The sequence below is a fragment of the Streptomyces sp. NPDC002536 genome, from assembly GCF_053594995.1.
The window spans coordinates 12,369-33,182 of record NZ_JBSFWU010000038.1; the positions used below are offsets into that span (position 1 = coordinate 12,369).

The window sequence follows — 20,814 nt, forward strand, 5'->3', positions numbered from 1 at the left end:
ACCTCATACTGCTCGGACCACGAGAGCGGCATTGTGGCCGCCGAAGCCGAACGAGTTGCTGAGAGCGACCCGTATGCGCTCGTGGTGCTGCGCCTGGTGCGGCACGAAGTTGATGTCCGGGTCGATCGGCTCGTCGCAGTTGATGGTTGGCGGGACGTCACCCGTGCGGAGGGCCTGGATCGAGGCCACGAGTTCGACCGCTCCGGCGGCACCGATCATGTGTCCGGTCATCGACTTGGTGGAGCTGACCGGGATTTGGGTGACGCGCTCACCCAGCACTTTGTGCAGGACGGCCGTCTCGGTGGCGTCGTTCAGCAGCGTTCCGGTGCCGTGTGCGTTGACGTAGTCCACGTCGGCCCCCGTTATCCCTGCGTCGCGCAGCGCTGCCTCGACGGCAAGGCAGGCGCCGCGTCCCTCCGGATGCGGGGCGGTCCAGTGATGGGCGTCGGAACTCGCTCCGTATCCCGTGAGTTCGGCCAAGGCCGTCGCCCCTCGCCTGTCGGCCACCTCGGCGGCCTCCAGCACCACCACGGCGGCTCCTTCACTCATCACGAACCCGTCGCGGTGCACATCGAACGGCCGGCACGCCGCGGTCGGGTCGTCGTTGCGCCTGGACAGCGCGCGGGCGTTGCCGCTGCCCGCGAGGTCGACGGCGGTGACGCAGGCGTCGGCGCCGCCGACGAGGACGATGTCGGCCTCCCCATGGCTGATCATGCGCATCCCCGCGCCCACCGCATCCGCGCCGCTGGCGCACGCCGTGCTCTGGGCACGGCTGGGCCCCTGTGTGCCCAGACGCATGCTGATCTCGCCGGCGGCGCTGTCCATGGCGGTCGTGACCTGGGTGAAGGGGCTGATGGCCCGCGGCCCTTTGTCGCGCAGTGTGTTCGCGGCGCGGTAGATCGACCCCACCGGGCCGTAGCCACTGCCGATGATCACGGCGACCCGCGGCGCCAGGCGGTCGTCGACGACGAGTCCGGCGTGCTCGCAGGCCTCCAGCGCCGCGGCGAGGGCGTACTGAGCGTACGGGTCGGCGCGACGACTGACCATCGGAGGCATGTAGCGGCCGGGGGTGAATCCGCGGACCTGGCCGCCGATCCGGACTCCGAGACCGGTCACATCGATCGCGTCCACGGTGTCGATGCCGCTGCGCCCGGCCAGCATCGCCGTCCAGGTCTCGTGGACGCTGTGGCCCAGCGGTGTCACTGCCCCGTACCCGGTGACCATCACCCGGCGCCGGGCCCGGCTGCGCCGGGCGTCGCCTCGCTCTCCTGCGTCGGTCACTGGGGAACCACTGCGGCGTCGCGGAGGGGCGGGGGGACGTCATCGGGGGCGACCGGCACCATGAGCACGGCGGTGCCTCCCTGTGAGCAGAACTGTCGCGCAGCGCAAATCTCGTTGGTCAGCGCGGCCTTGTCGCGCAGCACGCGACAGTGGATGTCCGGCCCGTCCACCACGGGTGGCGGCGCGCCCGGGCGGGTGAAGGGATAGCGTTCGGCGTCGAGGCCGAGGCGGGCGCGTTGGGCGTCCAGCCAGCCGTAGCCGCCGTTGCACAGCACCACGTACAGAACGCCGCCGTGGGCCGGAGCGGTGACGGCGATGTCCGCGCGGGCCGCGAGGAATGCTCCGTCCCCGATGAATGCGGTGACCTCGTGGTCCGGGGCGGCCCGCTTGACCCCGATGGCCGCGGCCGCTCCGAAGCCCAAGGGGGTTTGCTCCGACGGCACGATGGACCCGCCACCGGCGTGGAAGGGGAAGCAGTAGGACCACATGTCCTGCAGCCCGTTCTCCTGGACCAGCACGTGGGGCTCGCCGGCGGTGGCGTCGAGTGCGGCGAGCAACTCGGCGATGCGGATCCCCGGCAGCGTCGCCGCGCGGGCCAATTCCGCTTCCACCTCAGCCGACATGGCCTTACGGGCGACGGCGGTCCTGTTCGCCCACACCACGGTCGCCTCTGCGCGCTCGGCCTTGCCGTCTTCGTCCAGCGCCCGCGACCAGCCGAGCACGGCGTGCCGGGCGTCTCCGAGCACGCGCGGGCCCGGGAACTCGGCCGACAGCCCGCCCGGATCGACGTTGACCTGCACCACCGCGACCGGGGGCCACGGCGTTCCGCCGTCGACGGCCGTCTCCTCAAGTCGCCCGGCGAGCGACACCACCAGATCACAGGACGACCACAACTCACGGGCGGGGGCTGCGGCGTAGAGGCCTGCCACGCCGCAGAACAGCGGGTGGCGCTCGTCGACGGCACCGCGGCCGGATGCGGTGGTGAAGAGCGGCGCGCCGAGGCGTTCGGCGAAGCGCTCGACCACACCGTCGTCGTTGCGGTGCCGCATTCCGCCGCCCACCAGAACCACCGGACGCCGGCTCGCGCGGATCGCGGCCAGTGCCGGTCCCGGCGTCACGGGAACGGAGTCAAGGAGCAGTGGTTCGGGCAGCGTTGGCTGCGGTCCGGTGACGAGGATCTCCGCCGTACGGACGTCATCGGGTACCTCCAGATACACCGGTCCGGCCGGCGGCCCCACGGCTCGGGTCAGCGCCGTCACCGTCGCGGGGACGACCCGGTCGGGATGACCCACCCGGTGCGCCCACCGCACGAGGGGCGCTGTCACGGCGACCTGGTCGAGTTCCTGGAATCCGCCGCTGCCCCGGCGCCGTTCGGGCACTCCGGCGGCGAGCACGAGGACCGGCGCACCGGACTCCCGCGCCTCGAGCAGCCCCGTGGCCGCGTGCGTGACAGCCGGCCCTTTGCCCAGTGCGCATACGGCGAGCCGGCCTGACTGCAACGCGTAACCGGTCGCCATGTACATCGCGTTGCGCTGGTCACGGCACGGCACGAGGTCCAGGCCGGCAGCGTCGAGGGCGCGGAGCAACTCCAGATCGTCGCCGGGCAGCCCGAAGCAGGTGTCCACCTCGTTCGCCACCAGCACGTCGACGATTGCGGACCACGCGTCGGCATACCGTTTGCCCACCGGGGTCACTTCCCACCTACCGTGGCAGGGGCAGCCGTCGGGAGATTCTGCGCCACGGCCTGCGACATGAGCAGTGGTTCGGCGTGCCGTTCGCCGCCGTAGGAGAGGTAGTTCGCCCTCATCCCGAAGCCGCCGAACGGGCGGTTGCCGTCCTCGGCGTCGAGCAGCGTGCGGTTGACACAGGTCTGGTGACGTTTGGCCAGGACTGTCACCGTTTCCGGATCGTTCCCGTAGACCATCGCTCCCAGCGCGCGTTCGCTGAAGTAAGGGCCTGACAAACGTTCACGCAGCCGCGTCGCACTGGGATAGGCCACGACGTTGAACACCGGGGCGAACATCTCGTCCAGGGGAATCCTGTCGTCGAAGCCCCACAGCAGCACGGTCGGCTCGATCCTGCGGGACAGCAGATCGATACGCCCGCCGTGCCGGATGCGACGCGTATGACGCACCAGGTAGTCCGAGCAGTTCACCAGCGCCGAGTCGTAGTGGATCGGACCGTAGTCGGCGCCGGGGTCGCTGTTCTGCCCGAAACGCAGCGAAGTCAGCCTGGCGGACAGCAGGTCTATGAATTCCTCGGTGCGGCCCTGCGGCGCGAACACGACGTCGGGACCGAAACAGTCCTGGCCCGAATTGTGGAGCCGGAGTTTCGTGACGTCATGCACGGCGCGCGCAAGATCGGCGTCGGGTGCGATCACAAAGGGGTTGATGCCGTGGCCGAAGAAGAGGAAGAGCTGGTCCTCCGCCAGCCCTTCGCGGATGGTCTCGGCATTGGAGTACTTTCCGGTGAAGACGATGAGGTCCGCCTCGCGTACCGGTCCCGTCACGAACTTGCGCTGGCTGTGTTCTAAAAGCTCGATGGGTAAGTCGTGAACCGGCGCCAGCAGTTCATGTAAGCGCTGCACCTGGCTTTTGATCTCGGAGGACGGCCGAAAGGTGATGCGGTCGCTGTAAAGGGACGCCACAAGCATGTACAGCGCGTAGGAATAGAGCGGGATGTTGGAGGGCATGAAGACCGCGGCCCGGGGCACGCAGCCGGGCCGGACCCGGTGGATCTCCTCCTCCGCTCCGTCGAGAGTGGCGAGGAACGAACGAATCTCCGCGCCGGCGGTGTGGTGGGGCGAGATCTCGGTGAGGATGCTCATCACCGCGTCTTCGTTGTCGGCCACGTACCGGCGTACTGCGCGCAGCGCATCGACACGGTGGGCGAAGGGGATACGGTAATCGGTCGCACTGACCGTCGAGCCGGACGCGGCAACGCCGGTGGTCGTGTTGCGCGACGCGGGCAGCGAGGTCATGGCGATCTTCTCCAGAACGGCCAGGTCGGGCTTTCCCGTGCTCGTGAGAGGCAACGCGGGAAGCACGACGATGTGGTCGGGCTGCTCGTAGCGGGCGAGCACGGAGCGCAGCAGTCGTTTCCAGTGCGCAGGCTCGTGATCGTCCGGGTCCGCGATCACGAACACCAGGCGACAGCCCAGACGTTCATCGGGGACGGCGGCGACTGCCGTCTGCGCGCCGGCCGACTCGGCCCGCTCGGCGAGGTGGTCGGGATAGAGCGTGTGGCCGTCGCGGTGCACGGCGTGCTTGCGCCCGACCGGGAAGACGCGGCCGGCGTCGTCGAGCAGGCCGATGTCGCCGGTGCGGTGGACGGGACCTGAAACCGGAACAATCTCACCGTCATCGCCCAGATAGCCGGTCATCAGGCCGTCACTGCGTACGACGAGCTCGCCGAGCCGGCCGCTGGGAAGCGGCCTGCCGTGGTCGTCGTGGACTTCGACGAGCACGCCGGGCAGCGGCGTGCCGCACCCGACCGGATCGGTATGGGACGCCAGCGCGATGTTCCCCACCTCGGTCGCTCCATAGCCGTCGAGCAGGTGCTGGCCGGTGCGGGCGTGGAACCGGGCCGCCAGGTTTCGCCCCAGCGGCGCGCCGCCCACGCACCAAGCTCGTACCGTCTCCAGCGCGTTGGCGAGCGCGGGACGACGGTCGAGCAGGTTGAGCAGGCTGTAATAGGTCGACGGGGTCCCGTCCACGATGGAGAGGCCGTGGTCCACACCGACCTCAAGTGCACGGTCCAGGCGCGTGGTCGGCCCGTAGACCACAAGCGTGCCTCCGCCCAGCCACCAGCAGAGGACCAGCGACAGACCATATTGGTGGGAGTACGGCAGGACGGGCAGGAAGACGTCCTCCGGCAGGTACCCCATGCGTTCCGCGCTGAGTGCGAGGTTGTCCAGAATCGAGCGACCGGAACGGACAATGCCCTTGGGGCTGCCTGTCGTACCCGACGACCACGAGATCGCGGCGTCCGGGCGCCGCGCCCAGGCCGCGAAATCGGGCACAACCGCCGTGTTCGAAGCGGGCCGTGGCGCCGCGATGTCGCCCGTACCGTCGCTGATGTCGAGCACCACGCGCGCCTGAGTGCGGATCTGCGATCGCTGTGCCGGGGTGGCCCGATGATCGGCCAGGACCACCGAGGCGTCGAGGTGAACGAGCGCAAGCAGATCGACGACCCATTCCGGGGAATTGGCCCCGCTCATCATCACCCGCGAACCGGGTTCGATACCACGGCGTGCAAGAAGTTCGGCGGCACCTAATATGCGAGCCACTATTTCGCCCGTCTCCCAGATGCGCCCCTCGGGCGAGACCAAGCGCCTGAAAACGGGCAACTCGTGCTCCTTAACGCCAGGTTGTGCTTTCGGCTTCCTGGACGTGCACGTTCGTCAACCCACAATCCCGCGATAACGTCTGTTTCTGTTCAACAAGATACATCTAAAACGACTATCCCATACCCTTAGAATGGTGTCGAGTACTGCAACGGCACTCCATGACACATGTGAGGTCGTTGAGTAGGCAGTTACAGAAGAGATATGCGTGAACATCTCCCCCGGTCGAGTACGGATCTCGGGCGTGCTGCCGACCGGTCAGCGCGAGCCGGTGAGAACACGGCCGGACCAGATGTCGATCACCACCTGGTGGTGATGCGGGCGCACCGTCGGTGTGCCGGCGGCGTAGTTCTTGTCGACCTGCGCCGCCTCGGCCGCGTCCGGCTTGGCGTTCGTGCAGGATGTGCCGGGGCCGTGGCCGGACATGAGCTCCGAGCACGGGCCTCTGTAGTCGTCGGGCAGCCCGAGGATGTGCCCGGTTTCGTGCGCCGCGATCCGGGTCGGATCGTAGCCCTCGTCCACCGCCTGCTGGCCCAGCTGCACATCACCGTTGCCGCCGGGGAAGATCGGCCCCAACGTGGTCTGCGGCCAGCCGCTGGTCGCCTCGTAGATGTAGTCGGCCGAGCCTGGGGTGCTCGTCGGCACCAGGCGCACGTTGTGCACCGCGTCATTCCAGTTCTGCGCGGCCTGCTGGATCGGGCCCGCCCACTGACCGGCGTTGCCGGCGTCGTAGGTCAGGGTGACCACAGCCGGGGCCGCCTGCGGTGCGGAGTGCGCCGAAGCGACGCCGGCCGGAGTGCTCAGCATGGCCGGGACAAGTGTCATCAGGGCGGCTATTCGCTTGTTCATGGGACTGATGCGCCTCCTTGAGTCTCAGCTGTTGCCCGCAGTAAACGCGCTCGTCGCGAACATGACAATCCCTCTGTCGGAGATCGGGGCAGGAGGGTGGCAGACGGAACCGTCCCGGAGCGCCCGCCCGCGTCCACGACGTGAGCCGCCCCGGCCCACGGTCACCGCAGGGCGCAGTCAGTGGCTGGGGCTATCGTGCTGCCACATGAAGATCGAATTCCTTCTCGAGGACTTGGAGAGCGACGACCCCGCGCGCGTGGAGGCCGCAGCCGCACGGCTGGCAGGGCAGGCCGACAGCGTGGTGCCGGCGCTGCTGCGGGGTCTGGCCGGTGTGCAGCGGACCGCTGATCTGGAGCCGGTCATACGGGTGTTGAGGGACGTCGGGCCTCCGGCCTTCGACGCCGTGTTGGCGGCGTGGGACCGGAAAGAGGTGACGGACTGGCAGGCGGGCCGGCTCCTCGGGGTGTTCGACGAGCGCTCCGCCGACCAGTACGCGGCCCTGGCGGCCGGTCCGGACTACGGCAGGTCGGGCAACGGCTTCCAGGGGCTCTTCAGGCTGCGGACGGACTCCGAGGCAGGGCTGCGGGCCCTGGTGGAAAGCCATGCCCGCGGCCGCCTCATCCCCTACAGGGCTTCCGACTACGCCCACCTGATGCACACTTCCTTCCGGCCGCGGCTGCGCTCCCTGCGCCGCGACCCTGCCGCGTCCCCGAGGACCCGGCGGGGCGCGATGGCCGCGCTGGTGGCGGGCGGCGGTGCCGACGCGCTCGACGACCGCGACCGCGCGACGATCGAGCGGCTGATCCGGGTGAAGATCCCGCACGAGATCCCGACGCTCCCGTCGCCGGCCTTCGGCGGCTGGTGGCTGGCCGTGCCCGGGGCGTCCTACGAGGGTGTTTTCGCGGCCCTGGACCTGCACGACCGGCGGCCCGTCACGGTCGCCGCCGGCGTCCACGCGGCGGAGAACCAGGACATCCGGATATCCGGGCCGAACGGCGCCGGCCACACCGTGGGACGGGCCTTCGTCACCCCGGAACTGGACGGCTGGCGCCTGGTCTTCGGCCCCTGCGACCTGCTCGTCGGCGACCGCTGGGACAGCATGACCGAGACGGTCGAGCGGGTCAGCGCCCACTGCGGCCAAGCCCAGTTCTTCTTCCTGGACGACGCCGGCGGCTCCGACGTGTGGATGGTCGCCGCGAACGGCCGTGTGATCCGTCAGTACGCCGCCGAGGGCGACCCCGAATGGCAGGGCGACCCACTGCCGTGGGAGACCCTCGCGGTCGACGACCCGGACTTCGACCCCGAGTACGACGAAGCCCCGTCCAACGCGGGCACCACGGGCGCCCGGTCCGCCTGCGGATACCTCTCGGTCGACCCCGACGACGTCGGCCCGGACACCGAGGTACGCGGCCACGGCTGGCTGACCCTCACCGCTCCAGGCGTCGGGCACGGCGCGTTCCCCGGAACGCTCCGCATCTGAGCGGCTCTTCCCCGAACCGACCGTGGTCCCCCTGCTCGACGCAACTGACGTGCGCTGGGCGGTCGTCACGGTTCGCCTGCGGGACGCGCCCTCAGGGACGCCAGGGACTATGGTTACTGACCATGCCGTTAGGACAGCCGCCCGGGGGCGAGCAGAACCCTTACAGCCAGGACCCCTACCAGCAGCCGAGGGGGCCGCAGCCGCCGAGCGGCGGGGGTGGCGGGTACCGGGCAAAGGTCGTCGCGATCGCAGCCGCAACGACCGTGGTCGTGACCGCCGGTGTCACCGGCTCCCTGTTCCTGGGCGGCGGCAAGGACGACAGCGCGGACGGCCGCGGCGGGAGCACGAAGGCGTCGGCGAGTGCCTCGCCGAGCACGAAGGCCTCGGCGTCGGCGTCCGGCCCCCCGCACGCCGGCGAGACCGAGAGACCGACCGTCCCGGGCTGGAAGGTCGTCGTCAACCCCAAGTGGGGCACGGCGTTCGACGCGCCGCCGGACTGGGACGTCAAGCCGCCGGGCATGATGATCGGCTTCGAGGACAGCAAGGTCGACTACAGCGACCCCCACAACTGGGGCAAGGCCGTCATCGTCATGAGCGCACCGGCGGTCCTCCAGGAGAACTGGTGCCGGTCCGTCGACGACAAGGACGGCCTTGCGCACGGCACCGATCTGGCGGCGGCGGGCACCAAGGGTGCCGAGGGCGCCGGGAGTACCGACGATGTCGCCCTGAGCCAGGTGGCCTCGTGGGTGTACGGCGGTTACACGCAGCCCGACAAGAAGAGCATCATCGTCGACAGGACGGCGAGGCCGTACACGACCGAGTCCGGCATCAGGGGCAGCATCGCCTGGGCCCGCTCCAGGAACACACCCCAGAAGGACAAATGCGCGACCGACGGCAAGGCCATCACGTTCGGCTTCAAGAACTCCGCGGGTGACTTCGTCGCGTGGAGCCTCTACGGCGCCACAGGCGTGAAGGACGAGCTGCCGGACTCGACGATCATGAAGATCCTCGGCACGGTACGCCTCCACGGGAAGCCGAAGACATCCTGAGCCGGGCACCGACCTGAGCCGGGCACCGAACAAGTACTCGTGGGACGAGCGATGACGGGGGCGGACGTACATGGCGAGACAGACGAGCTCCGGCGGCGGGCCGCCCATCACCAACACCGCGGTCGACTGCACAGCCGAGTACCTGATCCAGATCGGGATCCTCCAGGGCGATCTCAATCTGACCCTGCGTGTGGAGCCCCCGCCGCCCGATGACGACGCCCCGCTGGCCGCGGCCGAGCGGAGGCTGGCACGCAGTCTCCTGTACCGGTGGCGGGCCGAGGCCGACGCCTGGGACATGACCGATCCCGAGCCGCTGCCCGTGCGCTGGACGCCCAGCCGACGGGTGCAGTCCGCCGGGGAGCACGTGCCCGCGGGCTCCGGGACCGACACCATCGCCGGGACCTTTCTCGGACTCCGGCCCCGACGGCGGCTGGTCGTGCTGGGCACCGCCGGGTCCGGCAAGACCGTGCTCTCCGTCCTGCTCACCCTCGAACTCCTCGCCCGCCGGCTCACCCAGGGCGAGGACGGCGTGCCGGTCCCGCTCGTGCTGTCGCTGGAGTCCTGGGACACCCGGCGGCAGTCGCTCACCGAGTGGCTGGTCGACCGGCTGCGCCAGGACCACCCCGGTCTGCCGCCCGTGGACGGCGTCCACCCGGCCCGTCGGCTGGTCCTCGAGCGGCGGGTGCTGCCCGTCCTCGACGGCCTCGACGAACTGCCCGAGCACCGCCGCGCCGAGGTCCTCGACGCGCTCAACACGGGCCTCGGCGGTGAGGGGGACGCCGTACTGGTCTCTCGCACGGCCGAGTACGCCCGCCTCGACGAGGAGGGCAGGGGTCTGCGGCACGCCACGGTGATCGAGTCGCTGCCGCTGCGCCCCGACGAGGTGGCGAACTACCTCCGCAGAGCCCGGCCTCCGGCCCGCGCCGCCGCCTGGGCACCCCTGCTGGAGACCCTCCAGAAGGAACCCTCCGCACCGGTCGCCTGGGCCCTGAGCAGTCCGCTGATGGTGTGGCTGGTACGCCGGACGTACGAGCAACGTGCGGCGGATCCGGGCGAGTTGGCGGACCGCGGGCGGTTCCCGACCCGGGATGCCGTCGAGGCGTTCCTGCTCGACCGGATCGTGCCCGCCGCGTTTCCGCCGCTGCCTGCGCACCCCGGCCGGCTGCACCCGCCCCGCACCTGGGACGCCGAACGGGCCGGCGCCTGGCTTTCGTACCTGGCGCTGCTGCTGAACCGTCGCGAGGAGTCCGAACTGGCCTGGTGGCGGCTGCACATGGCACCGCTGCCCCGGCTGCTCGCCACGCCCGCGCTGCTGGCGACCGGCATCCTGCTCTCCCTCCTCATCAAGGCGGGTATGTCGGGCTATGCAGACGCCTCACCGTTGGGTGATCTCAGCGGCACGTACGCCGTGACGGGCGGAGTCGTCTTCGCGGCCATGGCGCGGTCGGTGACCGCGTCCTGGTTCGGTCAGCGGCTGTCCGAGCCGCGGCGCAGCGCGAATCCGCTGCTCTTCGTCCGGGCCCTGCGCTCTCTCGACCGGCACGCGCGCGTGGGCCCGCTGGTCCGTCTCGCGGCGCTCGCGGGCGGTCCCGCCCTCGTCGTCCTCCTCCTCGCGCTGTACGCCGTGGTACGGAGCCCCGTCCTGGTGTGGTTCTCCATCGGTGGCGTGCTGCCCGTGCTGCTGCTGATCGTGTACGGGGCTCCCGCCGACACCGTGGACGCCGCCACTCCCGACGAACTCCTGCGCGGCGAGCAGAGTGCGCTCATCACGACGCTGACGCTGGTGGCCCCGCTGATCGGAGCCGGTGCGGGTGCGTTCTTCTGGCTGAACGGCGGGAGCGGCGGCTGGGAAGAGGCGGTCGGCGGCTGGGCGGGCGCCTCGGCCACGCTGGTGCTGCTCAGCCCGTGGAGTCGCTGGATGCTGGCCAGGTGCTCCCTCGCGGCGGCGGGCCGGGTGCCCTGGTCGCTGATGGCGTTCCTCAGGGACACACGCACGGCCGGCCTGCTGCAGGTGTCGGGCGGCACCTACCGCTTCCGTAACCGCAGGCTCCAGGAGCATCTGGCGGAGCGGCGCGCTCAGGAACAGGGAACGGCCGCGTCCGGCCCCGAGCCGGCCTCTCTCCCCTCGCTCTCGGACTCCCGTCATTTCACGGTGGAACGCACGGCGGACCACTACCGCCTCCACGGCCGGTCGCGGAGGCTTCCGCTGGCCCACTGGGCCGTACTCGGCCCGATCATGAGCGTCTTCGTCGTCCGGTTGAGCGTGTCCGGGCAGTGGCAGGACCCCGCCGCGTGGCTGGTTCTGCTCTTCTGGCCCTTCGTCGGCGCCCTGATCACCGTGGCCGGGTTCCTCATGCCGCGGCGGCGGCTGGAGCTGGAGCTGACCCGGGACGGCGTCACCTCCGTGATCGGGCGCAAGCGACGCTCCTACGAGTGGCGCCACGTCGAGGAGATCACCGTGCGCCGGGCGATCGTCCGGGGCCGGGACGCACGCTTCTACGCGCTCCAGGTCCGGCTGCTCGCCGGCGCCCCGCGGCCGCCGCGCCGCTCCCGCATGGGAGAGGGCTGGTTCTTCGTTCTGCCGATGAGCCTTTCGTCGCGCGTGGATCCCCGGCTCACCGCGGTCCTGGCCGACTTCGCCGGATCCCGGTGGACGTCGTCGTCCGGTGGCCGCTGAGTCTTCAGCAGAGCGGCTCGGTTTTCATGGAGGCCGTGAGGAGGGCCAGGCAGCGTGCCGTCACGGTACGGCCGTCCTCGGTGATGTCGACGGCGTAGGCGATGGGGGCCCGGCCGGTGGTCCCCTCCGGGGCCGTGATCCGCCAGCGCGCCTCGTACGTGCCGTGCGCCCGCAGTATCCGGGGCGGACGTCCGACAAGGGTGGCGTGCCAGCCTGCGGGCAGCAGGGGCGGGCGTACGGTCATGGCGAGGTCGCGTGCGGTGGTGTTCTCCACGGTGAGCCGTCCGCCGTCCGCCGGGTGCAGGCGCAGGGCGTCGGAGCTGGACCAGCGGATGGTGAACTCGCGCAGGCGGAGCTGCTGTTCCTGCTTGTTGTCCTTGTCGAGCAGGGAGCCCATGTCGAGGCGGACGGAGTCGACGGCCTCCGGGACGGGAATGTCGTAGCCGTACTCCTTCGTGAAGTAGCCCTGCTTCTTCTGGTGGGAGTGCCCATGCGGAAAGCTGACCGTGCGGATACCGACCTGGCCCTCCACGGAGCCCGGCGAGAAGAACGACGACGTGATGCTGTCCGGATCGAAGTCCACCGACACCTCGCTCAGCGGCAGCGGCATTCCGAAGTCCATCCTCAGCCAGTTGCTCTTCTGCGGGGATCCTTTGACCGACCAGTAGCCCGCGTGGCCCGGCAGAGCGGCGGACGGCGGGTGTCCCGGCGCCGAGTAACTGGCGCTGAGCTTCGGCCAGTCCTGGGTTGCGGCCGCGGTGAGGTCGATCCGGCGGACCGAACCGGTCAGCGGGTGCCGCCACTTGTCGTACCTCCCGGGCAGGCCGAAGAAGGCGTCCGGCGGCAGGACGCTCGTCTCCAGGAGCGTCAGGGCGAGCGGTATGACCAGGTACCCGGCGAAGTGGGCGAGCAGCAGGGTGTGGCGGGCGACGCGGTGCCGGGGAAGGCGGAACGCGGTGTTCTCCGGTGGGCGCGCGGGCGGAGGCCCCATGCTCTCACCGGAACCCGCGGTACCGGCCGTACCGGCGAGCCACCGCACCGTCCCCCCGAGAGCCGCGGCCGGAACGCAGCGCACCGGGATGCCCAAGGTGTCCAGCGCGCGCAGCAGATGGCCGCCGCCGGCTGCGTCCAGCTGCGCGCGCACGGCGGTGTCGTCGCCCTGTACGGCTCGGCTGTACAGCAGCCCGAGACGGCGCGGCCGAAGGCGCGGGGGCAGGGCGGTGAGGACGTGCAGGACCCGGGTGATGGCGCGCACAGCATCGCCGTGCGCGGCAAGGTCGTCCACCACCAGCAGCAGTCCCCGGGCCCGGCGCAGTACGTCCAGCGCGGCCGCCGACTCCTGGCTGCCGTACGCGTCACCGGACGGGTCGTACCACAGGACGGGCGTCCCGGCCGTGCGCACGAGCGGCGGCTCGGCCCCGGGCGCGGCGCCCAGGGAGACCAGCCCCTGCCGGTGCACGCCTGCGCGCTGCGTGCCCGAGCCCCCGACGAGCACCACGACACGCGCCTGTTCGTATCCAGGAGGCAGCGCCTTCCTGCAGTGCGGACAGCACGCGTCCAGGCGGCGCACGCCGAGGACGGCGGGCAGGCGGGTGCCGCAGCGGCAGCGGTGGTGGAAGACGCCGTACCGGCCCGGCACCAGTTGCCGGTGCCGGGCCCGGCATGTCGGGCACAGCCTGACCGGGCGGTCGATGGTGCGACCGCAGTCCGTGTACGGGCACGGCGCCGGCCCGCGGGCCAGCGCGCGCCCCGTCCACGCGACCGCCGCCCCCACCGCCCACCACAGGCTCCACAGTGCACAGCACAGCGCCCACACCGACAGCGCACACAGCAGCGGAAGGATGCTGAACGCCGTCGCGGTCAGCACAACGGCGACGGCCGTGAGCAGGAAGGCCGGGCGCAGGAAGAGCATCAGGCAGCCCTGCCCGCCGGTCCCGGTCTGCTGCGGCCTGCGGAACGCACCGCTCACCCGGTCGGCCATGAACCGCTCGGCGTCGTCCATCAGCCGTTCGTGCTGTTCGAGTCCGTCCCACCACGTCGCCCGCAGGTCGCGCGGGGCGGTGACGCGAAGGTAGGCGGGGACGGCCGGTTCGCCGTGCGGATCGGGCGGGGTGCGTGCTGCCCGGCCGAAAGTCCGCCAGACGGTGCGCAATTGGGCCCACACCAGCTTGGGAAGGGTGACGAAGATGCCGTAGCAGACGACCAGGACCACCAGCAGGACGATCGCCAGGAGCAGCAATACGGGGTTCGGCACGGCTACTCCTTCTCCCGGGCCGGCCCGCGCCGCCACCGCAGCCGTGGCGCCCGCTCGGGCTCCGGTTCCTCGGCGCGCACCAGATCGCGCAGTGCCTCGTAGGTCTCCGCTTCCTCCCACAGCCCCTGCCGGAACAGCCGCAGGATCCGCAGCGCGGCCGGCCGCGGCTCCCCGGGGGCCCGGCGCAGTACGTGCAGCGCGGTGGCCGGGCCGGCGGCGAGGAGGTCCGGCGCTTCCTCCACGAGGGTGGCGAGAGAGGCACACGCCTGCGCGTCCAGGGCCGCAGTGCGCAGTGCGGCGGAGGCTTCGAGGGCGCTGAGCAGCCCGGCGAGAACGGCCGGCCGGTACGGCTCGGGCAACGGAGCGAGCGCGGCACGTACATCGCCGAGCGGCCCCGTCCCGCCGGCGAGATGACGCGCGACGGCGTCCCTCAGACGCTCGGGTGCCAGTCCCGCCTCCTGCGGCCGCAGCTCCGCCACGCCTCGTACGAAGCCCACGAGCGGGGAGCCGTCGCCTCCGAAGGCCTCGGCGTCGGTGTCCGGCGCGAGCAGGGCGCACGCGGCCCGCAACCGCCGTACGCCTGCGCCGACATCGTCCGCGGAGCCCGCGTCCCACAGTTCGGCGACGGCGTCCAGGACGTCGAGGCGCCCGCTCCCCAACGCCCCTGCCAGGAACCGTGCCGCCGGGCCGGGCTCCGGACACCCGTCCCAGGTCAGCCGGTCGAGGTGGAACACGGGACCCATCACCCCCTCCCCGTTCTCCGGCCGGGTCCCGGTCAGATGATGGTGGTCGTCCTGCGGCCGGGCGGTGTACGTCGTGAACGTCAGGCGGGCGGCCAGACCGACGGGCAGAGGATAGGAGGCGGCGGCCGTCCAGTCGACGACACGGTCGGGGTCCGCGGAGACCAGGGTGGCACCGGGGCCCTCGCCGACCAGCGCGCGCAGGACCACGGTGAGCAGCCGCTCCAGGAGGCGGACGCCGCGAGCGCCGGTGCCGGCCAGCAAGCGGGTCGCACGGCCGGGCCCGACGGCGCTGCCGGGAACGAGCTGAATGAGGTCGAGCAGGTCGCCGTCGCACGTCGGTGCCGGGGCCCAGTCGGGGCTGTCCCAGAGCTCGACGGGGCGCAGACCGGCCAGTTCGTCGGGGGTGGCGTACACGGCGTGGCAGAAGTGGTTGCCCCAACGGCCGCTGTAGTCCTGGCCGGTGAAGACGGTGCGGGTCAGCACGGCCACGTCGTCGTCCGGCCGGTCGTAGGCGAAGGCCACGGGGAAGGGGTGATGCCGGTCCCGCCCCGGAGGCCGCGCGTATCCCGTCAGCGGGCGCAGGACCTCGAGTGCAGGGCGGGCCGCCGGGGAGACCGCGGTGAAGCGGAAGCCCCCGTGGGGTGCGTCGGTCGAGGGCGGGGCGGAGGTGTAGTGCGCCTGTCCTGCCATACGCGTCATCCCCGTCCACGATCCAGGGCACCGAAACGGTGCAGCAGCCACATCAGGGGGTCCTCGGCCCGGTGCGGGCGTACGACGCCGCCGAGTCCGAGGCCGCCGCCCTGCCGGGGCGCGGTACCGAGCGTGGACAGCGCGAACAGCTGGTAGTCGGCGCAGAACTGCTGGAGCCGCGCGTCGAGTTGGTGTTCCTGCCAGCGCCGCAGCAGGGCCCGCAGCTCGGCGTGGACGGCGGCCCGGTCGTCGGCGTCGAAGACGGGGCCGGGGCAACGGGTGCGGTGCAGCGCGGAGTTGTCCGGCAGGTGCGGCCACAAGAGGTCGGCCTTGGTGAAGGCGACGGCGACCGGCACGGTCACCGTCCCGCCACCGCCCAGGTGTCCCAGCACCCGGGCGAGTACTTCACCCGACCGGCCCGGCACCCCGTCGCCGTCCTTCACCGGTGCTCCGGGCAGGTCCTGCGGGTCGACGAGGACGACGACGGCGTCGGCCGCGGCGAAGTAGCGCAGTTGGGTCTCCATGCGGTCCCGCGAGGCGAAGTGCTCACCGGCGGTGTCGAGGAAGACCAGGGTCAGCACCTGCTTGCGGGTGCGTCCGAAGCGGCCCCGACGCGTGCGGCTGAGGCGGTGCACGAGGGGCCGGCCGGTGTCGTGCTCGGCGGTCTTGGGGACGGTGTGCTGTTCCTCGTACAGGTGCCGTTCGTACCGTTCGTGGTAGTCGGCCATCGTGTCGTCGTCGCAGGGGAGCAGCGCAGCGTCGAGTTCGGCGCCGAGGCGATGCAGCAGTTCGTGCACCAGGACGCCGATGTAGGTGCTCTTGCCGGAACTGACCGGTCCGGCGAGCGCGACCAGCTTGCCGGGAGTGCGCAGATAGCCTTCCGGCAACCGCCCTGTGCAACTGGTGCAACGCAGCCGGGTGGTGGTACGGCCGCAGGTGCCGCACACCGCAGAACCGGCCCGGGGGTCGGCGGACGCGAGGCCCCGGTCCTCGGCGCAGGCGGCGCGGCTCGCGCAGACGTAGGCGATCTGCGCCCGGGAGATGTTCCGGAAGCAGTGCGGGCACACCCAGGTGCGGCGCCAGGGCATTTTCATGTCCACTCCCTCCGGGTGGCCTTGAGCGTGTGCTGTGGCGGGTCGCGCAGCACGAGTTGCTCGCCGACGGCGAAGCAGCGCAGCCAGCCGCCCGGGCCACGGGCGAGGCGCGCCGACAGCTTCAGGCCCTTCCCCGGGCCGAGCGTGACGTCGACGGCTTCTGCGAGGACGTCTCCGTCGTCGGGCTCCAGCGGCCAGACCGGGCCGTGCGACCGCACCAGCAGCAGTCGTTCGGCCCGTACGGTGGCGCGGGCCGTGAACACGGCGGTGACCGTGCGACGTCCGGGCAGGCCGTGCTGCTCCAGCCGGTAGTCGGCCTCGGCGCGCGGTGGCAGCCCCGTCGTGCTCGGCTGGCCGTACACGGGCTGCCCTCCGAGCAGGGCGATCGGCCGCACCTCGACCTCCACCCCGGCGCCGTCGGCGACCGGCAGCCGCAGGCCTCCCTCGTGCCGGTAGGCGGAGCGGGTGACGGCTCGGCGCCGGCTGCCCGGCTCCCCGGTGATCCGCCACGTGACCTCGACCTCGTGCGCGTCCGGCGGCCAGTCGAAGACGACGGTCACGCCCGTGCCGCCGTGCCGGACGAGCGTGGGGTTGCCGAGCGCAGGCGCGGCGGCGGCGTGTGCTCCTACGACGGCATCGTCCCCGGCGACCGTCACCGCGAGCACCATGGTGGGCCGGTCCGGCGGCACGAACCGCAGCCCGTCCGGGGTGGGTTGCGCCCTGATCGGACGCCCGGGCCCGGGGAGCTCCGCCGCGCGCAGCCGGGTGCCGGCCGGCCACGGGGGCACGTCGTCGAAGCCGTACAGGCGCACCTCGCCACCCGGCAGCGGGTCGAAGTGCGCCGAGAAGCCGCCGTCCACGAGGCGAATGTCCAGGCCGGTGACCGGCTCGGGCGGCGCGAGCGGCGTGGCGGTGCGCCGGATGCCCCCCGTGCGCGCGGTCCGTCCGTCGTCGGTGCGGTAGACGACACGGATGCGATAGCCGTACGTCGTGCCGTTGGCGAGCCCACCGTCCGTGAAGCCGTCGCGGCGGGCGGCGACCGACACCTCCTCGCCGTCGGGCGCGGTGCGGACGACCTCGACGGACCGGGCACGGTCCGGGCAGGTCCAGTCGGCGGTGATCCGACCGTCCCGGGGGCGCAGGCGGACGTCGGTGACCTCGGGCCAGTGCACGACGGGCCCGCTCACCATGAGCGGCGAGGGCGTGCTGCCGGGTTCGGCGGCGCGGCGCACGGCGACCGCGTAGTACAGCGGGACGCAGGCCGGCGGTACGCCGTCCGCATAGGACGTGACACGCGGCGACGCCAGCGGCAGCACCGTGCCGTCGGCCGCGTCGTGCGGCGGGCGCCGCTCGGTGCGCAGCAGCACGTACTCGGGCTCGCCGGCCGTGGACGGCGAGGGCCGCCACCGGACCGTGACGCCCGGACCGTCGCAGGTCGCAGTGAGCCCGGACACCGGGCCGACCGCGAGGCCCCGGCGCACGGCGTCGACACCCGGCAGGTCGCGGACTGCAGCCTCCGCTTGTTCCAGCAGGTCCCAGGCGCGGTCCGCCTCGGTCGGCGGCAGTCGGCGCGCGCGGTCGACCAGGCTGCGCGCCTCGGCGAGTTTCCCGCGCACATGACCGACGAGTGCGTGGACGTCCTCGGCGAGCGAGCCCGGCGGCAACCGGTCCGCCACGGCCGCCGCCTCGGCAAGCCGCCCGTCCGCGACCAGGCGGCGCAGCCGCTCCGACACCGGATCCCCGGCCGTCTCGTGCAGCACCGCGAACACCAGCCGTCGGGCGTCGTCCTCGGCGACGGACAGCTCTTCCACCGCGTGGGCGAGAAGCGTGGCCGGGGTCGCGCGGGCGGCATGCCGCGTCCGCAGCGGCGTCGCCAGCTCATGGAGCAGGATCCGGGCGAGTCCCTCCGGCCCCTGCGCGGTCAGCACGCCGCGGACGGCGGCAACCACGGCCTGGGCCGCCGTGTGCGCAGCGCCGTGCGGCAGCCGGCCCCAGCGCTGCGCCGCCGCCTCGACGGTCGACGGGCCGGCCGGGAACACGCCGAAGACGTGCAAGGGCTCTCCGGCACGCCCGCCGGGCGTGCCCGTCGCGAAGAAGTCGCCGAGGTGCCGCAGCCCCAGCACCTCCAAGTGGCCGGCGCAGCGCGCATACGCGGGGTGCGGCACCGACCGCGGCAGCGGGTCGGGCTCGGCGATCCGCAGCCCGAGGGCGGGCAGCAGCTCCCGTACCTGATCCTCGCGGACCCGGTGGGCTGTGGCGATCTCCGCGACCGTGGTCTCGGCGAGCATGCCGAGCCCGCCTGCCGCCTCCTCCAGGACCGCGCGCAGCCGGGCCCGCCCGGACTCGGTACGTCGGCCGTGCGCTTCGAGGGCGGCCCGCAGTGGCCCCGGATCCCCGGCGGCGGCCGCGTCCAGCAGCGGCCGGTGGGAGAGGTACCCGGCCTCCAACTGTTCGATCACGGCACGGTACTTGAGCCGGGCCCGGCTCCGGCGCCAGCAGGCGCGGACCGCGGCGACCGCCTCGGCGACCGCAGCCCCGTCGAGGTTCTGCGGCAACTGGTAGCGCGTGCGCAGGTCCTCGGTCACGGGCAGCCCGGCGTCGAGCACCTCGCGCCGGTATCGCGACTCGTCGAAAGCCACGAGCGTGTTCCCCCGTCCTGCCGGCGATCAGCCGATCCGCTGGCGGCTCATCGTGACCCGCGCCTCGTCGACCGCCTCCTGTGACAGGCCTCCGATCTGAACGGAGATCTCGATCTGCTCGCCGGACTCCTGCTCGGTGGCGACGACGGCGAGGAGCCCGGAGGCGTCGAGGGTGAACACGCATTGGAAGGGCCAGCGCGCGGGTTTGCCGGCCGGGATCTTCAACGTCCCCTGCGCGACGACGGTGTTGTGCTCCGGCTCCTCCGACTCCACCGCGCCCGCCTGTTCCATCACCTGGATCCGGACCTGCCGCTGGCCGTCACGGAGGGTGTAGAAATCGTCGGTCACCGACGCCGGCAGGACGTCGTTGGCGTGCACGAGGTGGGTCACGTACTCCCGGCCGGTGTCGATGTCCGTGACCTTGATGCCGTAACCGCGCGAGGCGACGGTGGAGATTGCGTAGGGGCGGTGAGCAAGGCCGGTCTCCGGTACGTCCGGTGCCCGCCCGTCGGCGAACTCGCCGCTGGAAAGCATGTACGCGGCCCGGTCGAGGGCGTAGAACGCGGCGCCGCGGGCCACCGCGAGGTCGGGGTTGTGCAGTCGGGGCTCGAAGCCGAACTGGGTGCGCAGGGCGGCGGCGACGGCGGGCATCTTGGTGGCGCCGCCGACGAGCAGCACATCATCGAAGGACGACACTCCGCGCTCCGCGGCCAGTTCGACGGTGCGGCGAGTGATGTCGACGGTGCGGTCGAGCAGGTCGCGGGTCAGCTCCTCGATCAGTCCCCGGGTCAGCTCCACCGCTTCGACCCTGCCCTGGTGCATGACGCGGACGGTGTAGCGCTCGCGGAACGACAGCGCCTTCTTCGCCTCCTCGGCGTCCTTGCGCAGCTGCGTCTCGGACTGGGGGTCGGACAGCGGGTCGTCGGCGTCCGGGAAGCGCTCGCGGAACCGTTCCACCAGGTGCACGACGATGCGGTCGTCGAAGTCGCTGCCGCCCAGCTCCTTCGCACCGTCCGTGCACAGCACGGTCAACTCGCGCCCGCGCAGCGTGAGCACGGTGGTGTCGAAGGTGCCGCCGCCCAGGTCGTACACGAGGACGGCGCGGTCACCACGCTCCTCGTCCCCTTCGTTTCCTTCCAGGGCCCCGTAGTCGAGCGCGGCCGCGATGGGCTCGGCGACCACGTCCAGGACGCGCAGGCCGGCGATCTCGCCGGCCTTGCGGGTGGCGTCCCGCTCTGCGAGCCCGAAGTAGGCGGGCACGCTGATCACCACGTCGCGCGCCTCCTCACCGCCGGTGGCCTTCGCGTCCTCGACGAGTTTGCGCAGGATGCGAGCGGAGATCTCCTCGGGTGTGTAGGTGCGGCCGTGGAACTCGCGCGGCACCACATCGCCCATGTCGCGCTTGACGAGTTGTACGACGTGGTCGGGGTCGAGGACGGTGGCGTCCTTGGCACTCTGTCCCACGACGACGCTGTCGGCGCTCTCGAAGTAGACGACGGACGGCGTGGTGTCCGCCCCCTCGATGTTGCGCAGCACGGTCGGTCTGCCGACGTCGTCGATCCGTGCGACGCAGGAGTAAGTGGTCCCCAGATCGATGCCGTACACGGCCATAGGGTCTCCCGCCACCGGGACGCCCGCGCTTGCGCCCGTCCCGTCTGTTGTCCGTCTGCTGTCTGTCTGTTGTCCGTCTGTTGTCCTGGTGCGTCATGCCCT

Annotated in this window: 12 protein-coding genes; 3 read left to right on the forward strand and 9 right to left on the reverse strand. The window is 71.8% G+C overall.

Annotation, left to right across the window (positions count from 1 at the left end):
• Positions 1–3 precede the first annotated feature (3 nt).
• From fabF to ACWD4B_RS16390, 4 genes are all read right to left on the reverse strand, one after another.
• Positions 4–1,281: a beta-ketoacyl-ACP synthase II gene (gene fabF / locus ACWD4B_RS16375; protein WP_451421357.1), complete on the reverse strand. Its 1,278-nt coding sequence runs from the start codon at positions 1,279–1,281 to the stop codon at positions 4–6.
• Positions 1,278–2,966: a thiamine pyrophosphate-binding protein gene (locus ACWD4B_RS16380; RefSeq protein ID WP_451421358.1), complete on the reverse strand. Its 1,689-nt coding sequence runs from the start codon at positions 2,964–2,966 to the stop codon at positions 1,278–1,280. The genes fabF and ACWD4B_RS16380 overlap by 4 nt, the downstream gene beginning before the upstream one ends.
• Before the next feature lie 5 nt (positions 2,967–2,971).
• Positions 2,972–5,629 (reverse strand): aldehyde dehydrogenase family protein, encoded by a 2,658-nt coding sequence (locus tag ACWD4B_RS16385; protein ID WP_451421359.1) that lies wholly within the window; start codon positions 5,627–5,629, stop codon positions 2,972–2,974.
• A gap of 255 nt (positions 5,630–5,884) precedes the next feature.
• Complete coding sequence (locus ACWD4B_RS16390) at positions 5,885–6,475, reverse strand: snapalysin family zinc-dependent metalloprotease (RefSeq protein WP_451421360.1); 591 nt, start codon at positions 6,473–6,475, stop codon at positions 5,885–5,887.
• A gap of 205 nt (positions 6,476–6,680) precedes the next feature.
• On the opposite strand from ACWD4B_RS16390, the gene ACWD4B_RS16395 reads away from it, so the two are divergent.
• From ACWD4B_RS16395 to ACWD4B_RS16405, 3 genes are all read left to right on the forward strand, one after another.
• On the forward strand, positions 6,681–7,955 hold the full coding sequence (locus tag ACWD4B_RS16395; protein WP_451421361.1) for a hypothetical protein: 1,275 nt from the start codon (positions 6,681–6,683) through the stop codon (positions 7,953–7,955).
• 122 nt (positions 7,956–8,077) lie between these two features.
• A complete protein-coding gene (locus tag ACWD4B_RS16400) occupies positions 8,078–9,004 on the forward strand; it encodes a hypothetical protein (protein ID WP_451421362.1) in 927 nt (308 codons plus the stop codon).
• Between the two features lie 70 nt (positions 9,005–9,074).
• The gene (locus ACWD4B_RS16405) at positions 9,075–11,681 is read left to right on the forward strand and encodes an NACHT domain-containing protein (protein WP_451421363.1); all 2,607 of its coding nucleotides are present in this window, start codon (positions 9,075–9,077) and stop codon (positions 11,679–11,681) included.
• Between the two features lie 4 nt (positions 11,682–11,685).
• Here ACWD4B_RS16405 and ACWD4B_RS16410 read toward each other — a convergent pair whose 3' ends face one another.
• From ACWD4B_RS16410 to ACWD4B_RS16430, 5 genes are read right to left on the reverse strand one after another with little or no spacing between them, the layout of a single operon-like run.
• The gene (locus tag ACWD4B_RS16410; RefSeq protein WP_451421364.1) at positions 11,686–13,935 is read right to left on the reverse strand and encodes a hypothetical protein; all 2,250 of its coding nucleotides are present in this window, start codon (positions 13,933–13,935) and stop codon (positions 11,686–11,688) included.
• A 2-nt stretch (positions 13,936–13,937) separates the two neighbouring features.
• On the reverse strand, positions 13,938–15,368 hold the full coding sequence (locus ACWD4B_RS16415; RefSeq protein ID WP_451421365.1) for a GAP1-N2 domain-containing protein: 1,431 nt from the start codon (positions 15,366–15,368) through the stop codon (positions 13,938–13,940).
• A 5-nt stretch (positions 15,369–15,373) separates the two neighbouring features.
• A complete protein-coding gene (locus ACWD4B_RS16420) occupies positions 15,374–16,462 on the reverse strand; it encodes a TRAFAC clade GTPase domain-containing protein (RefSeq protein WP_451421366.1) in 1,089 nt (362 codons plus the stop codon).
• On the reverse strand, positions 16,459–19,101 hold the full coding sequence (locus tag ACWD4B_RS16425; RefSeq protein WP_451421367.1) for a hypothetical protein: 2,643 nt from the start codon (positions 19,099–19,101) through the stop codon (positions 16,459–16,461). The genes ACWD4B_RS16420 and ACWD4B_RS16425 overlap by 4 nt, the downstream gene beginning before the upstream one ends.
• A gap of 27 nt (positions 19,102–19,128) precedes the next feature.
• Positions 19,129–20,712 carry an Hsp70 family protein gene (locus ACWD4B_RS16430; protein WP_451421368.1) on the reverse strand — a complete coding sequence of 528 codons (1,584 nt, stop codon included), beginning with the start codon at positions 20,710–20,712 and terminating at the stop codon, positions 19,129–19,131.
• Between the last annotated feature and the right edge of the window lie 102 nt (positions 20,713–20,814).